Origin of the sequence: Microcoleus pseudofavosus SVA1_A4 (assembly GCF_036700565.1) — a bacterium.
Taxonomy (GTDB): Bacteria; Cyanobacteriota; Cyanobacteriia; order Cyanobacteriales; family Microcoleaceae; genus Microcoleus.
This window is the reverse complement of the sequence record NZ_JAUBPE010000009.1, coordinates 36,906-53,299: the sequence shown is the minus strand read 5'-3', so window position 1 is coordinate 53,299 and position 16,394 is coordinate 36,906. Positions and strand designations below refer to the sequence as shown.

The window sequence follows — 16,394 nt, the reverse complement described above, 5'->3', positions numbered from 1 at the left end:
TGTTAAGCAGGCCGGTCTCGAAATAGTCAATCCGGTTTCAATCCCTGATAGGGATTTAGGGTTTTTCCGGCTTCGGCTGATAGGCCCACCTTGCCCGGTGGTGGTCAGCAGCAGGGTGGTTTCAATCCCTGATAGGGATTTAGGGTTTTTCCGGCTTATTAGGATACCACTTATATCTTAAAAGTATGGTTCAAGTGTTTCAATCCCTGATAGGGATTTAGGGTTTTTCCGGCGGTTGATTCAGCGCCAAAATAATACAAGTGAGTTCGTTTCAATCCCTGATAGGGATTTAGGGTTTTTCCGGCTTTCGACTGCTGCTGTACTTGGCGGCAAAAGTGTAGTTTCAATCCCTGATAGGGATTTAGGGTTTTTCCGGCTTAGCACAAAATTGGGAACGCAAAGGCGAAAAAAGTTTCAATCCCTGATAGGGATTTAGGGTTTTTCCGGCGTCCCAGAAGTAGCGCACGTGCTGAGTGCTGTAACAGTTTCAATCCCTGATAGGGATTTAGGGTTTTTCCGGCAAAAGAACCGAAGAGGAATCCGGCGAGGGTGTCGCAGTTTCAATCCCTGATAGGGATTTAGGGTTTTTCCGGCGTAAAGCTTGAAGCGCTTGTACAGCTTCATCAATGGCGTTTCAATCCCTGATAGGGATTTAGGGTTTTTCCGGCTCTGTCGCATTTTTTGAGCTGGGAAGGGGGACGTGAGTTTCAATCCCTGATAGGGATTTAGGGTTTTTCCGGCGTTTAGTCAAGATTCCAATAAGTTTGATATTCGGGTTTCAATCCCTGATAGGGATTTAGGGTTTTTCCGGCGTTTCGCGAGCATCTTGCAAAGATGATTTCTTTCTTTCAAGTTTCAATCCCTGATAGGGATTTAGGGTTTTTCCGGCTGCGAGCATTGCGGCACTGCGAAGTGTAATTTTTTTTGTTTCAATCCCTGATAGGGATTTAGGGTTTTTCCGGCTCACTAAACCACGATAAGTAGAAGCAGGAAATAAATTCCAAGTTTCAATCCCTGATAGGGATTTAGGGTTTTTCCGGCAAAGTTGATTGAGTGATTAGATTCCTGATTAGCGTTTCAATCCCTGATAGGGATTTAGGGTTTTTCCGGCTAGAGCAGCCAGAATTAGCCCAACGAGATACATCAAGTTTCAATCCCTGATAGGGATTTAGGGTTTTTCCGGCGTGATTAAGGAACGCGCTATCACGGCTGATGTGGTTGTTTCAATCCCTGATAGGGATTTAGGGTTTTTCCGGCGTGGCTCTTGTGTACGGTCGCGTCTGCCACTTCAATCTTTGTTTCAATCCCTGATAGGGATTTAGGGTTTTTCCGGCGTCGCCCGGATTTTAGCTAAATCGGACATTACATTGTTTCAATCCCTGATAGGGATTTAGGGTTTTTCCGGCCGTACTGATATTTTTTAAAAAATGCCGTATCAGGTTTCAATCCCTGATAGGGATTTAGGGTTTTTCCGGCTTACATTCGCGAGTTATGCGTAAATCAAGCTTGACTAGTTTCAATCCCTGATAGGGATTTAGGGTTTTTCCGGCTTTAGTTTTACCTTCTACTTGAGTTAAAAGGTAAGAGTTTCAATCCCTGATAGGGATTTAGGGTTTTTCCGGCAGGCGGCGTGCAAGGAATCGGCTCAAATCCTACTTGTTTCAATCCCTGATAGGGATTTAGGGTTTTTCCGGCTATGCAGCGCCACACAGCACGTCCGGTACTTTTGGGATACCAATGTTTCAATCCCTGATAGGGATTTAGGGTTTTTCCGGCTGGAGCAAATAGCGCACCGCGACTGTATCAGGGTGCAGTTTCAATCCCTGATAGGGATTTAGGGTTTTTCCGGCCATGCAATTGCTCAGTGATTCCATAAAGCCAATCGGTTTCAATCCCTGATAGGGATTTAGGGTTTTTCCGGCATCTCAATTAGCAGCTCAAAAATCGAAAAATGCCGTTTCAATCCCTGATAGGGATTTAGGGTTTTTCCGGCCGCTTGATGAAGTTCCTTTTTCTAAAAAGTTCTCGTTTCAATCCCTGATAGGGATTTAGGGTTTTTCCGGCCCAATTAGCTCCTAAGATGATTGTTGAGGACCTTTGTTTCAATCCCTGATAGGGATTTAGGGTTTTTCCGGCGCAATTGTTAATATGTCGCCAGTCATTCATGAAGTTTCAATCCCTGATAGGGATTTAGGGTTTTTCCGGCGCGGTGAAGCAAATATGCCTGATGAGAAACAATAAGTTTCAATCCCTGATAGGGATTTAGGGTTTTTCCGGCGAGAGGTTTCGGAATCTTGTGCCTATCCTTCCCAAAAGTTTCAATCCCTGATAGGGATTTAGGGTTTTTCCGGCGGGGCTTCCCCTTGCCAACTTCAGAAAAATTCTGGCGTTTCAATCCCTGATAGGGATTTAGGGTTTTTCCGGCGTAAGCGGAAACGCAACCCAAGTCAAGCAAAAAGTTTCAATCCCTGATAGGGATTTAGGGTTTTTCCGGCGCATAATGGGATAGCTTGCAAGAGCTGTTTTTTGTTTCAATCCCTGATAGGGATTTAGGGTTTTTCCGGCTTGGTAGGGCTGGAGATATTTGGGAACCCAGGGCGGGTTTCAATCCCTGATAGGGATTTAGGGTTTTTCCGGCGGACTGCAATTCCCGGTGCACCCTCATATGCTCCGTTTCAATCCCTGATAGGGATTTAGGGTTTTTCCGGCTTTGGGTCAATACCTTGGTAGGGCTGGAGAGACTTGGGGTTTCAATCCCTGATAGGGATTTAGGGTTTTTCCGGCTTTCCGGCAATTCAAGCTTAGCAAAGGCTTTCAAAAAAGTCGTTTCAATCCCTGATAGGGATTTAGGGTTTTTCCGGCCGGGACTGTCCGACCTCGCATAAAGTCGCCTTGCCGCCCAGTTTCAATCCCTGATAGGGATTTAGGGTTTTTCCGGCAAATCAGGAGGATGCGGCAGATATTGAGGAGTGCGTTTCAATCCCTGATAGGGATTTAGGGTTTTTCCGGCTTGCCAGCTCCGCTCTTGCCACTTGTTGATTTTTTTTATGTTTCAATCCCTGATAGGGATTTAGGGTTTTTCCGGCTAGAAAAAATTAGATAGCTCCCTTCATAATCGAAGTTTCAATCCCTGATAGGGATTTAGGGTTTTTCCGGCACTTTTTATCTGGAATATAATCATGTGTTTTGTAAGTTTCAATCCCTGATAGGGATTTAGGGTTTTTCCGGCGTTATGCGCGTCGGCGGCAGAATTACTGGGATGTTTAATAGTTTCAATCCCTGATAGGGATTTAGGGTTTTTCCGGCATAGAAAATTAGATCCATGCCGTACCTCTTAAACGTGTTTCAATCCCTGATAGGGATTTAGGGTTTTTCCGGCCTCTGTCTCGATCGTACCCTGCACTACTGATGGGATGTTTCAATCCCTGATAGGGATTTAGGGTTTTTCCGGCAATTCGTACTCCTCGCTATTATCCAAGGGTTCGGGTTTCAATCCCTGATAGGGATTTAGGGTTTTTCCGGCGAAATAGCCCGCGATACCGAGATTACAGCCGCCATGGTTTCAATCCCTGATAGGGATTTAGGGTTTTTCCGGCAGTGTTGTTGATGAAGTTCTAGGGGACGACATAACTGTTTCAATCCCTGATAGGGATTTAGGGTTTTTCCGGCTTAAAGGCACTTCCTCCTGTCGCACTTGGGGACAGCGATGATTTAGTTTCAATCCCTGATAGGGATTTAGGGTTTTTCCGGCGCAATTAACTCCGAGTTTTTCCAGAATTGAATCCTTAGTTTCAATCCCTGATAGGGATTTAGGGTTTTTCCGGCGAAATAAAACCGAACGACCAAAGACCTAGCCATTTGTTTCAATCCCTGATAGGGATTTAGGGTTTTTCCGGCCGCCCGTTCCAGAAGCCTTGCTGTATTTAGTTTTCAAGGTGCAGTTCCGTGAATCTAAAACAAAAGTACCATTTCAGCCTGCGACTTGTCAATACCCAATTTTTCATACTCACCCCAAAGCGTTATCCTGTAATGCTTTCAGACTTTCCGTGAATCATATTTTCAGACAGAGAGCCTCAAACTCTTGCAGCACATAGATTGTAGCCCCAAAATTTAACACCTCGATTTTTACACCTACCCATTCACGGATTTTCCACCCAAAAACACACCTCAACCAGATCACCACTTTCCCAAAGCCCCCCAAACAGTACCCGAAACCACCCCCCAAATTGCCCCCAAACCAGCCCCCACGATCGCCCCCGCCACAGGCCCCAACTCCACCGGCACCCCAGCGCTAACAGCCGGAAACATCCCAGACACCACCCCACCCAACACAGCACCCGCCAAAGTCCCCAAAAAACTGCCCCAAATCGCCCCCAAAGTCCCACCCTTCATCCCCGAAGGCTGAAACGACACCGGCAGCTTCGGCGAAAACCCGCAAAAACCCAACAACCCCCCAGAAACCACACCCCCAACAGCACCCACACCCGCCGCCACGATCGCCACACCCAGCAACAAACCCGCAAACTCGTTCACCGGACGCATCTGACCGTTATATTGCTGCCAAACCACCAACCCCGCCCCCAAACAAACACCAGCCACAGTCCCCAAAAACGCTCCCCAAACCGCCCCCAAATACCCTCCCCGCCGGCCCCACACCTTCCCCACCGGCATCGCCAGAGGAGGCTTGCAAGCAGCCCAAACACAGCCCCAGACAGTACCAACCCCCGCGCCAGACAAAATCGCTTCCCCGATCGCCGGATTGTTATTAATCGCCCCAGACACCGCACCCGCGATCGCCGCCAACAAAAAAGCCCCCCAAGCCGCCCCCACCAAAACTCCCCCCCACTTCCGCCAAATCTGGTTCGGCGACAAAGTAAAAATGCCCCACATCATCCCAAAAAAACTGCCCCAAATCGAACCCACAAAAATCGCCCCCAAAATAGCGCCGCCGCCCTCAGCGATTGCCGAAACAACCCCCGCCACCGCCGCCAAACACAAACTTCCCCAAACACCTCCCCAACCAGCATCCTGAAAAATGCGCTCAAACTTGCCAACGGGAGCCCTAGGCGCAGGAGTCCGACTCCGAGAAGACATCGGCATCGGTAGCAGCGGCACTTGGTACTGGCCGAGTTGGCGCGGCAGCCCCGTCGAGGGCTGTAGCCGGCGCACTGCGGGCTCCCTCACGACGGGCGGTGGTTGGGGCTTTTTACGCTTGGTTTTCGCAGGCTGCAAGTGCAATCCGTTGCTGACTGCCTGCCGCGAAGGAAACGGATCGCGGCCTTTGAGGAGTTTTGCCCGATCGCACCAAGGGCACCGACTCAGATGAGTTCCGTATTTATGCTGACTGTTTTTGCTGCAAGTAACTAAAGCATCTTCCGCTTCCCGAATCGCATTCACCCAAGTTTTCGCATCCGGGCGCGCCGCCGGATTGCCGTGCCCTTCCTCAAAACAGCGGACAAACATCTGCCGCAGCCGGGGATGCAGCATCTCAAAAGGCGGCGCTGCGGGCATCGGGCGGTAGGGAATCCGCTTCGTACCTGTGGGGAAGTGGCCCGATCGAATTCTCGCTTCTAAAGACGGCGGTTCGTCGCTACCGAGATAAACTCCCGAAAACGGGTGTGTACCTTCCATCAGCAGTTGAAAAATTAATACCGCTAAACCGAACAAATCGTGCTCGGGAGCTCGATCAATATCGCGGAAAGTCTGCCCCTGCAATTCCGGCGGCGTAAACTCGGGTTTCCCCACGGGACACCGATAAACGTAACCTGTATAAGGATCGCGCACTTGAAACGAATCGGTGTCTACCAGCGTTACCAAAGCCGTATCCGTGACGAGAATGTTCGACTCGTTTACGTCGCCGATGACGTAACCCCTGACGTGGAGGGCGTTTACAGCCGAGGCGAGATTTCGGGCGGTACGGTGGAGGTAAAGATAGTTAAATAGCGGTTTTTGTTCGCGCCTGGTTTTGGGTGTGTAGAAAGTGTGTACCGGCAGCGCTTTCTTGACGCGCGGCATCACAAAACCGACGATTTTTTCTCGCCCGCCGACAGTATGCAGCAAATCTAGAGGCCAAGCAATTGAGGCGTGTCCCGGTTCGGCGATCGGCGCATCCGGCGGCATACTGAACATGACTGTGAGTTTGTCGCCGTCTTCGTCTGTCGGTCTGTGGTAAATTTTTGCTACAAGGGACGAGTCTTGGGCGATCGGGTAGATGCGACCTTCACCGCCGCTGGCGATCGCGGTGTTGGTGTCGATGGCGATCAGTTGTCCGCTAAATTGGCGCTGCAACTGCATAGAATTCGGTTAGGGTATGGGGGCATCAATCGATTTGAGATTTTAGATTTTGGATTAAAGAATTGAAGAAAGTGACCCCACTGATAAATCCGTAATTCTATTTTATTGTGGAGTGGACCCTCCTAGCCCGCCCTTGAAAACTCAGCAACAGGCTTTCGGGCCTGTTCCACGATAGTTCAATTTTGCAGTTTCCTTCACAATCGATCGGGATCGATTCCCATTTCTCGGAGTCTTGATTCCAAAGCTTGCGATCGCGATCGTTCTTGTTCCAGCAGCATTTCTGCCTGTTCCAGCAGCACTTCTGCCTGTTGGGCCCGCAGCCGTTCTTGTTGGGCCCGCGCCTCGGCTTGCTGTCGCAGTCGATCGAGTTCCACAAAACTCATAAACCGTTCTCCAGAGGGCCCGAACATTTCGAGTCCTGTTTCTGATAATTGAAACCGCACTCCCAGTCTCGGACTGATCCAACCGTCCATTTGTTCGATCGCTTCCAATTGTGACTCAACCCGCAACCATCCTTCCAGTTGCAATGTTTGCGGATTGTACAAATAGTATTCTTCCACACCATAGCGTTCGTAAAAATGAAATTTTTGCATCATCGGAGTCAGACGATTTCCCGGCGACCAAATTTCAAATGCGACTTGTGGCGCAATATCATTTTCATACCACTGTTGATAGGAACCTCGATATCCTTTGGGGACACCAAAAACTGCCATCACATCTGGGGCTTGAGACAGTTTGTTATTGCCTTCCACCGGATACCAAACCAAGTCACCGGCTACGAAAAAATTCGGATCGTCTGCAAACAGCAATTCTAAATTTTCTTTAATCCAAACGATTAATCGAAACTGATCTGTATTGTTTGACATCGGTTCGCCGTTATCATCGGGGTAGATGATATTTGATTTGTCGGGAGATTGCAGTTGTGTAACCATTCCTGTTTTCCTATTTTTTTTAGGAGTTGATTTTATTTTAGTCGATCGCCTGTTTCCTCTTCCAGTTCGTCAACTGCGGTTTTGATGAAGTTATCCACCAGCCAGTCGCGGGTACGCGAGAAATTGCTCTCCAATTCCAGGTAATGACTGCCTAATTTTGTTTTAAAGTCTTTGGGAAAAATCTCTTTGGCTGCTAACATATTTTTCCAGCGGGTTAGCTGGCTGCTGTTGCGCTCGGGAAAGCGGTTGTACAGATAGTCGATCGCGATCGCATTTAAAATATCCGCACCCAGGATTTCCCGCCGTTTTATCTCGTTTTCCAGCGTACCTTTCGACTGCTGAGTTAGATCGAGATGTTCGCCGATCGTCGGTTCAATCAACTGCTGAACCAGCCAGTTTCCCGCACGGAAAAAATCGCGGTCTAACTCCAAGTAAATCGCGCCAAACAAAGCCTCAAAAGTCTCACCTAAAAATCTCTTGTACTCGATTTTGTCTGTTGCTTTCCCCCTCCAAACGCGCAAACTGAGTTCCTTCAAGTTCAAAGTTTGTGCAAATTCCGAGAGTTTTTGATGGTCTGCTAAACGAGCTTTTAAGGTTGAGATAGCATCGCAGTCGAGGTCGGGATATTCGCGGTACAGGCGATCGGTAACAACAGCACCGAAAATCGCTCCGCCTAACAGTGACAGCCGTTTGTGCTTAACTTCTTGCCCAGCGGGAGACTCGTTTTGGCTGCGATCGCAACGGTGAATCAAGGCAGTTTCCAGCAGTTCTGTTTGCTGAAAGTCGGAAATGCCGATCGCCCTTTTGACTTCTTCAACATCTATATTTTCAATTATTCTTTGCTCTAATTCTTCTTCACATTTCCCCCACTTTTCCAACCAATCACCGCCCGCATCTTCCACATACAAATCTACAAAATCTACCCCGTGATTTATCCAATCCTCCTGCATTTTCCTGGCTGCTTCCAGTTCTTCCCAGACTTTTTGCAAGTTGTTTTCAACGGTGTTTGTACCTTGTAATGTCATAGTATTGGTTTTGATGTAATTTGATTTTATTTCCAACAACTTCACCGCGCTTCAATCAAATCTCAATTTAATTTACACTGCCTGTTGCTAGTTATTTACAAAATTGATTGTTTCGGTAAATCTTCCCGTTGCGCCCGCCAGGAATTACGCAGCACCTGTTGTTCTTCGTGTCAACAATCGCCTAAAAACCTTTATATCTCTCGTTTATAGCCGAATCTCGATCCCCCTAAATCCCCCTTGAGAAGGGGGACTTTGAGTGCTTCCTGTCCCCCCCTTATTAAGGGGGGCTAGGGGGGGATCGAGGGTCTCATACTCAAACAGCAGACCGATACTACGTTTGACATTCAATTGACACCTGTTGCCGCAGTTTGCCAGACCCCTCCGGTGAAATAGAAAAAGGGAGGAAAAATCTTGGCGTAGCCTTCCCTGTTGCGGCAAGCGGTCTGAGGGTTAAGTTTGTGGCATTGTCGAGAATTCTGCAATATGTAAGTTATTCAAAATTTCTTGTTCACCGAGTTTTTAGCAGTCGGACTATTCTCAGCAGCAGATCGGGTTGATTTAAGGGAACTTGAGGTAACGACCTGCGGGCAAATTATCGCTATTATATAATGCAATATTAACTAACTGGTTCAGGAAATTTGCATCTTTTGTATCATAACTTAAAAATAGTCCTCTGTCAATCCCCCAGCCTTGAAGAGTTTGTTGCCAATTTTGATATTTTTGTTCAGAAAACTGATCGGAAAGAGTAGTAACTTGAATGCAGAGGGGCTGCTGTTGGCGGTTGCTAACGATCGAATCGGTGGCCATAGAAAGATCCGCAACATAGCGATACAAAACAGTGCCTTGGCGTTCGACAATCCGGGTAGCGATCGCGCGAATCACGATATCGTCAGCCGGATCGAATTCGCCGGTCTTGAGTTTTTGTTTCCAGATGTAAAATTTGCGATCGCTTTCGCTCAGCCATTTAGGAAATAGATAGCTGTACCAATACCTTTCCCCCGGACTCATTAACTCAAACGCGGCTTTTTGTTCTCTTTCCGAAGGTAGAGATTGAACCGCCAGCCAAACCTGAGAATCTCGGATAAGCTGCAGCAAAAAAGCCATCACAAATTTTTTAGCAGTTAGCGAACCGGGTTTAACATCTTTCACCCAGCGATTGATTTCATCCAATCTTCTCGCCAAACTCGGATCTATTGGATCTGCTTCGCTAATTAGGGAGTTGAGCTTATCCTTAATCTCTTGTGCTTGCAAACGACGACCTACTGTACAGACTAAAGCAGAATTGTGTGACACCTCGATTTTATTATAGAACCGCACCAAATTTTCACCGCTGGCTCAGTTGAACGCATTAGACTTGTGGCAAAATTCAGCAGCGGGAATTTTTAACCGCAGATAAACGCCGATTGACTCAGATGGATGTTCGCTTTTGCCAACAGTCTATTTTTAATTGTCCAGTGCCTGCGAACTCCCAAAAGTTGCTAACAATAAAGTTAAGTCATCATCGGTGCGTTCGGAGACTCGGGGCGATCGCAAAAATGACTCTAACTGCTGCTTGGCGTCTTCCTCTTCTTTCGGTTCGCCAGAAAACCGAAACAAAGGCGCAAAAAACGGCTGATGCGGCGTACCTTCCGGGATTTTGAGAGCTAACATTTGCAAGCCGTCGGAAAAAACGGCCAAGTGCCGCAGTTTTTCCCGCAGTACCTGAAATTGCGCTGTTTCGATCGCATTTGGCGAAATCAAAAAGATAGTTTCGTTGATGTATTCGCCGCAGGGGGGTACTGTCAGGGCGATCGCATTTCCTGCACTGTCACCCGCTACCGCTGCACCGTCGCCGATTTGAGCAACAGCAATTAATTCCGGCGTAGCAACAACCGCAATTAAAGTGCAGGCTAAATCTCTCGCCGCCGTTTCCCGCACTGCCGCTTCTGCTTCCACCTGCGCCCGCGCAACTTGCAGCGATGCACTCAAGAATACCTGCCATTCGCTGTCATTTTGAGGCAGCATTTCCTGTTGCCGGCAAATCGTTTCCACAACTGCTTCTACAGCAATTTTCGCCCCCACTTCTGCGAGTGTTGCCGAACCCGCGCCGTCAGCAACTGCTGCCACCAAAACACCGTTCGGCAAGAGGCGCCAGCAGTGGGCATCTTGACAGGGCTGCGATCGTTTTTCGTGGCTCGTACCAGTCACCGATGCTGCTACAACTTGCCAATTAAATGATGAATTCTCCATTAATAACTCTTTAATTCAAAACTTCGTAAATTCAAAAATATGGAAACTCAGGGCGGGTTTGTTTATCCCTAATTGTGTAGGGTGCGCAATGCGCACCTTACGCCTAATCACCAACGATCGATCGCTAATGACTAATAACTAAACAGTTCCCCATCCGGGCGGCGGCAGTGCGACTTGTTCGTCAATTTTTGAGTGAGAAACTCTCTGCATACTAGCCGACAGCCAGATGAACATCTCTCGAAAGTCTAATCCTCTCAATTTTACAGGCGTGCGCTCGACAATTTGCGCGAGACGGGCGATATTAGCACCTTCGACTCCCACTGCAAAAAATGCCACGCGCTTGTTAGTTTCTTCCTCTTTAATGCGCTGTGCTGCTATTTCCACAACATCGTCTGATTCGCCTTGAGGTTCGCCGTCGGTAATCATAAATATCCACGGGCGGTAATAGGTAATGCCGTTGTTGCGGTATTCGGATTTGCGGGCAGCAATGGTGTCTAGTGCTTGCTGAATGCCGGCGCCCATGTGGGTTTGTCCTTGAGCTGTCAGCAGCGGTGTCTCGAACTGGTCGGCGGTCACGAAGTCTTGCACGACTTTGATATGATTGTCAAATGAAATAATCGCGACTTCGACTCGCTTTTTAGCTAGTTCGTCTTTAATTAGGTCATTCCTAAAGATTTCCAGCCCCTCATTCAAGGCATCTATGGGTGCGCCTTGCATGGAGCCGGAGGTGTCCAGCAGGAGGACGCAGGGACACCGCGGCTCTGGGTTTTCGGCAAATTCTACGGCTTCGTCTAGTCTCATGGTTCGGGGTTGACCTTGGAGTGGCTCGATTTTTTAGGTTTGTTACTTTACCTCAGTAACATATTTAAGTGCAAATTGCTAGGGCGATCGCATTTTACCATTTGCGCGAAACATAAGTATAAAATATCAGTGTCAAATATCAGAAGGGCGATCGATTTTTTATTCATCCGCGCTCATCCGCCTTCATCGGCGGTCAAAAAAACAAATTCATTCCTGCCTGTGCTAATATAGGCTAATAGTATTCCTGGAAAATAAGGGTAAATATTATGATTGCAACAGTCACACAAAAATTAACTTTTGACCAATTCCTTCTAGAATGTCCAGAAGATGGACGCTATGAACTGGTAAATGGAGAAATTGTAGAGATGAATGCAACCAGAAATCATGATGATGTTGCTAATTTCATGTTATTTGGCTTCAATGATGAAATCCGGCGACTGAATTTGAATTATGTAGTCAACATTACAGCAGTTATCAGAACTGTAACTAAAGCCGGAATCGAACAAGGGCGGAGACCGGATGTCAGCGTAATCGATCGCGAATTGTGGCGCTCGAACCGTTCTGCTTATGCTGCTTTGCGAGAACCAATTCAATTGGCAGTGGAAGTAACATCGACGAATTGGGATGACGATTATATCGACAAACTGGACGAGTATCAGCGCCTCGGAATTCCTGAGTATTGGATTGTCGATTATTTAGCAATTGGCAGTAGGGAATTCCTGGGAAATCCCAAACTTCCAACTATATTTGTTCACCTTTTGGATGCAGAGGGTAACTATCAAAGAACTGCATTTAAGGGCAGCGAGCGAATTGTGTCGCGGACTTTTCCAGAATTAACGCTGACAGCCGAACAGGTGATGAATGTTTAAATTAGGTTAATTAACCTAACTCTGTTATTATCTATACAAAATTACTGCAAATATGAAAACTGTTTCTGAACAAAAACCTGTTAGTCCTTGGAGTTACAAACCTTGGTGGTGTCAGCCTTGGTCGATTCTTTTGACAGGTACGAGTCTGATTACCGGTAGTTGGTTTTTGTTAAAAACTGTTTGGATAACTGTTTTAGTCGCGATTCCTTTATTGGCTTGGATGGGTTTTTTCTTGTTAGTTTGGCCGAGGTTGATGCTGTCTAGCGGAGTTTTGGATTCCGATGCAGATTAGGTTTGGGTGGCGCGCACCCTACGTTGCGGGTAAGGTGCGCTGAAGTCCTCGACGCATAACCTCTATATGTAGGGTGCGCCATAAGCACCCTACGTTTAAGTGTTTCGCAGTCTAGGTTTGCGGGTAATAGTCTTGAATTGCTTTTACTTCCATTGGGTTGGATTTGAGCGATCGAATTCCCGCTGCTGTGGCTTTAGCACCGGCTATTGTCGTAATAATCGGAATTTTGTAAGTCAAAGCTGTGCGGCGAATAAAGATGCCGTCGGCGCGGGATTCTTCGCCGGAAGGCGTGGTAATAATTAGTTGGATTTTCTCATTCTTGATCGAGTCCAACAAATTCGGCCGTCCTTCATGCAGTTTCAATTCCAAATCTACGTCTAAACCTTGCTCTCGCAAAACTTTGCGGGTGCCGTGAGTTGCTACTACTTTGAAACCCAATTCCAAAAATTCCTTGACAACCGGTACAACTGCTAGTTTATCGCGCTCGCGCATAGAAACCAGCACGGTTCCCGACAGCGGCATTAATTGTCCCGCGCCGAGTTGAGCTTTGGCAAATGCTTTGCCAAAATCTGTGTCAATCCCCATTACTTCGCCGGTCGATCGCATTTCCGGCCCTAACAAAGTATCAGTCCCTGGGAATTTGGCAAACGGTAGCACAGCCTCTTTCACGGAAACGTGAATTGGTACAATCTCTTTCGTAAAACCCAAAGCTTCCAGAGTTTGACCGGACATGACTCGCGACGCGATTTTTGCTAGCGGAACTCCGATCGCCTTGGAGACAAAAGGTACTGTTCGAGAAGCGCGCGGGTTAGCTTCCAAAATGAAAACTTCTTCCCCTTGAACGGCAAATTGAATGTTCATCAACCCGATCACTTTCAGGGATTTTGCTAATTCTATCGTCCAGCGGCGGATTGTTGCCAAAGCTGCGTCAGAAAGCGTTTGGTAAGGGATAGAACAAGCAGAGTCGCCGGAGTGAATTCCCGCTTCTTCGATGTGTTCCATAATACCGCCGATTGTGACATTGCCAGTAGTATCGGCGATCGCATCTACATCGACCTCGATCGCATTTTCCAAGAACTTGTCAATTAAAATCGGATGATCCGGTTCTACGTGTACGGCATAAGTCATGTAGCGTTCCAATTCTGCATCGGAATAAACAATTTCCATTCCTCGCCCGCCCAACACGTAACTCGGCCGCACCACCACCGGATAACCGATCCGTTGAGCTACGATTAAAGAATCCTCAAAACTCCGCGCCAAACCGTTAACAGCTTGCTGAATATCCAACTCCCGCAGAATCTTTTCAAATCTTTCTCGGTCTTCAGCAGTATCAATTGAATCCGGCGAAGTTCCCCAGATTTTTGTTTGTACGTCAGGATGATTTTCGAGAGCCTTTTGTAAAGGAAGTGCCAATTTTAACGGCGTTTGTCCGCCAAATTGAATGATTACTCCCTCGGGATTTTCCGCCTCGATGATGTTGAGAACATCTTCTTTTGTCAGCGGTTCAAAATACAGGCGATCGCTGGTATCGTAATCTGTCGAAACCGTCTCCGGGTTCGAGTTGACCATAATTGTCTCAAACCCGTCTTCCCCTAGGGAATAGGAAGCGTGACAGCAACAGTAATCAAACTCAATCCCCTGTCCGATCCGGTTCGGCCCGCCGCCTAAAATCATCACTTTTCGCTTGGTAGAAGGCAAAACTTCTGACTCCGGCGCGAGACTGTGACTGACTGGTGAAATCTTCTTTTCTTCATCGCCCAAGTCCCAAATTGCCGCGCCCACTTCGTAGGTGGAATAGTAATAGGGTGTAAACGCTTCAAATTCAGCGGCACAGGTATCAACTGTTTTGTAAATCGGCACTACGCCCAACTCTTTGCGGTAGGCGCGGACTTCATCTTCCGATGTTTTGGTGGCGTAAGCAATTTGGCGATCGCTAAATCCCAACTGCTTTACTTCAAACATTGTCTCTTTTGTCAACTGCTTGAGCGCAGTCCGTTTCAAGAACTTCTCAGCTTCCAGCAATTCCTGCATTTTATCCAAAAACCAGGGGTCGATTGCTGTGAGCTCGAAGACTTCTTCCACCGACATTCCCATCATCATCGCGTGGCGAACTGTAAAAATGCGATCGGGATTTGGCGTCCGCAATCCGGCGCGAATTTGTTCCAAACTCGGCAATTTTTCCGGTTTGTCGCACCCGAAACCCGCGCGACCGGTTTCCAATCCCCGCAGCGCTTTTTGGAAAGATTCGTTGAAGGTTCGCCCGATCGCCATTACCTCCCCAACTGACTTCATTTGCGTTGTCAGAGTCGGTTCGGAACCGGGGAACTTTTCAAAGGCAAATCGGGGAATCTTTGTAACCACGTAGTCAATTGTCGGCTCAAAAGACGCCGGAGTTTTCTTGGTGATATCGTTGGAAATTTCGTCTAGGGTGTAACCTACCGCTAATTTTGCCGCCATTTTTGCAATGGGGAAACCCGTTGCTTTCGAGGCCAAGGCGGAGGAACGGGAAACTCGGGGGTTCATTTCAATGACGATGAAATCTCCGTTGACTGGATTGACGGCAAATTGAATGTTAGAACCGCCAGTTTCCACTCCGATTTCGCGGATAATTTTCACCGAAGCATCCCGGAGGCGCTGATATTCTTTGTCTGTGAGAGTTTGAGCCGGCGCGACGGTGATCGAATCGCCAGTGTGGACGCCCATCGGGTCGAGATTCTCGATCGAACAAATAATCACCACATTATCTGCCAAATCCCGCATCACTTCCAGTTCGTACTCTTTCCAACCAATCAAAGATTGTTCGATCAAAATTTGCGATACCGGACTAGCATCAACGCCACCTTGCGCCATTTCTTCAAACTCTTCTTGATTGTAAGAAATGCCGCCTCCCGTGCCGCCCATTGTGAAAGCAGGACGAATAATTAACGGATAACTGCCGATTTGGTGCCCGATTGCTTTGGCTTCGTCGAGATTGTTGGCAATTCCCGAAGGGCAAACAGCGACGCCAATTCGCGCCATCGCTTCCTTAAATAAAAGTCTGTCTTCCGCCATTTCAATTGCCGGCAACTTAGCGCCAATTAACTCGACGTTGTACTTTTCCAAAACGCCATTTTTAGCGAGTGCAACTGCTAAATTTAACGCCGTTTGACCGCCCATTGTCGGTAAAATTGCTTGAGGTTTTTCTTTGGCGATGATTTGTTCGAGGATGGCGGGCGTTAGAGGTTCGATGTAAATGCGATCGGCAGTTTCTGGATCGGTCATAATTGTTGCAGGGTTGGAATTCACCAACACTACTTCAAAACCTTCTTCTCGCAAAGCTTTGCAAGCTTGCGTCCCCGAATAGTCGAACTCGCACGCTTGGCCGATAACAATTGGGCCGGAACCAATGAGAAGAATCTTTTTTAAGTCTTGGCGACGGGGCATAGGTTCGTAATTGGTAATTGGACAAGATTAATGATTAACTCGACATTTTTGCATCAGTCTTAGAAACAGGCTTTCTGAGCTGTTCCACCAAAAGCTTACTCAAAATAGTGCAAGTTTTGTTGTTAATTTGAAATTGTGCACTATTATCAGCATTTTGGAAGCGGAACCTCGCGACTCCGGCTGGCAGACACCGCCAGCTAACCAGAAATATTGATTGGAAAAGGGTACACTCGATCGGTAAATCCAGACTATTTTAAGTGTTGCGGTCAAATCGTGTTCTAAAATACACAATCCGTGTCTTCTGCCGGATTAATCATTGTAGGGACACGGCAGTGGCGTGTCCTGATTGTGGGGAACGGGTGAAATTAACCGGAGTGGATGATGAAATTTCCCGTAGCTTGCGGGCGGGTGCCCGACGCCATCGGCCGATCGGATGTGACAATCTTAGATCCAGCAATGTGCGGGAATTGAAGACACGGCGGGAGTGCGGTGTCCCTACCCCAAAAACAGGACACGGCAATGCGGTGTC

Annotated in this window: 9 protein-coding genes and 1 CRISPR repeat array (1 of these 10 only partly in view); of the genes, 2 read left to right on the top strand and 7 right to left on the bottom strand. The window is 47.6% G+C overall.

Annotation, left to right across the window (positions count from 1 at the left end; all coding sequences use genetic code 11):
• Nucleotides 1-3,897: direct repeats of the CRISPR family, unit length 37 nt; unit sequence GTTTCAATCCCTGATAGGGATTTAGGGTTTTTCCGGC (it extends 5,986 nt beyond the left edge of the window).
• Between the two features lie 279 nt (nt 3,898-4,176).
• The 6 genes from QUA02_RS06075 to QUA02_RS06050 all read right to left on the bottom strand — a co-directional run bounded on the left by QUA02_RS06075 (nt 4,177) and on the right by QUA02_RS06050 (nt 11,281).
• Complete coding sequence (locus tag QUA02_RS06075; protein ID WP_333026044.1) at nt 4,177-6,294, bottom strand: helix-hairpin-helix domain-containing protein; 2,118 nt, start codon at nt 6,292-6,294, stop codon at nt 4,177-4,179.
• Between the two features lie 194 nt (nt 6,295-6,488).
• A complete protein-coding gene (locus QUA02_RS06070) occupies nt 6,489-7,226 on the bottom strand; it encodes a Uma2 family endonuclease (protein WP_333026043.1) in 738 nt (245 codons plus the stop codon).
• A 32-nt stretch (nt 7,227-7,258) separates the two neighbouring features.
• On the bottom strand, nt 7,259-8,251 hold the full coding sequence (locus QUA02_RS06065; protein WP_333026042.1) for a ribonuclease III domain-containing protein: 993 nt from the start codon (nt 8,249-8,251) through the stop codon (nt 7,259-7,261).
• 558 nt (nt 8,252-8,809) lie between these two features.
• Nucleotides 8,810-9,544 (bottom strand): hypothetical protein, encoded by a 735-nt coding sequence (locus tag QUA02_RS06060; protein ID WP_333026041.1) that lies wholly within the window; start codon nt 9,542-9,544, stop codon nt 8,810-8,812.
• A 150-nt stretch (nt 9,545-9,694) separates the two neighbouring features.
• On the bottom strand, nt 9,695-10,480 hold the full coding sequence (locus QUA02_RS06055) for a PP2C family serine/threonine-protein phosphatase (RefSeq protein WP_333026039.1): 786 nt from the start codon (nt 10,478-10,480) through the stop codon (nt 9,695-9,697).
• A gap of 138 nt (nt 10,481-10,618) precedes the next feature.
• On the bottom strand, nt 10,619-11,281 hold the full coding sequence (locus QUA02_RS06050; RefSeq protein ID WP_333026037.1) for a vWA domain-containing protein: 663 nt from the start codon (nt 11,279-11,281) through the stop codon (nt 10,619-10,621).
• A 266-nt stretch (nt 11,282-11,547) separates the two neighbouring features.
• On the opposite strand from QUA02_RS06050, the gene QUA02_RS06045 reads away from it, so the two are divergent.
• Both QUA02_RS06045 and QUA02_RS06040 read left to right on the top strand, forming a co-directional pair.
• Nucleotides 11,548-12,150 (top strand): Uma2 family endonuclease, encoded by a 603-nt coding sequence (locus QUA02_RS06045; RefSeq protein ID WP_333026035.1) that lies wholly within the window; start codon nt 11,548-11,550, stop codon nt 12,148-12,150.
• 52 nt (nt 12,151-12,202) lie between these two features.
• The gene (locus QUA02_RS06040; protein ID WP_333026033.1) at nt 12,203-12,442 is read left to right on the top strand and encodes a DUF6737 family protein; all 240 of its coding nucleotides are present in this window, start codon (nt 12,203-12,205) and stop codon (nt 12,440-12,442) included.
• Nucleotides 12,443-12,553: 111 nt separating this feature from the next.
• Here the strand turns inward: QUA02_RS06040 and carB are convergent, their stop codons facing one another.
• The gene (gene carB / locus QUA02_RS06035) at nt 12,554-15,865 is read right to left on the bottom strand and encodes a carbamoyl-phosphate synthase large subunit (protein ID WP_333026031.1); all 3,312 of its coding nucleotides are present in this window, start codon (nt 15,863-15,865) and stop codon (nt 12,554-12,556) included.
• Nucleotides 15,866-16,394 lie beyond the last annotated feature (529 nt).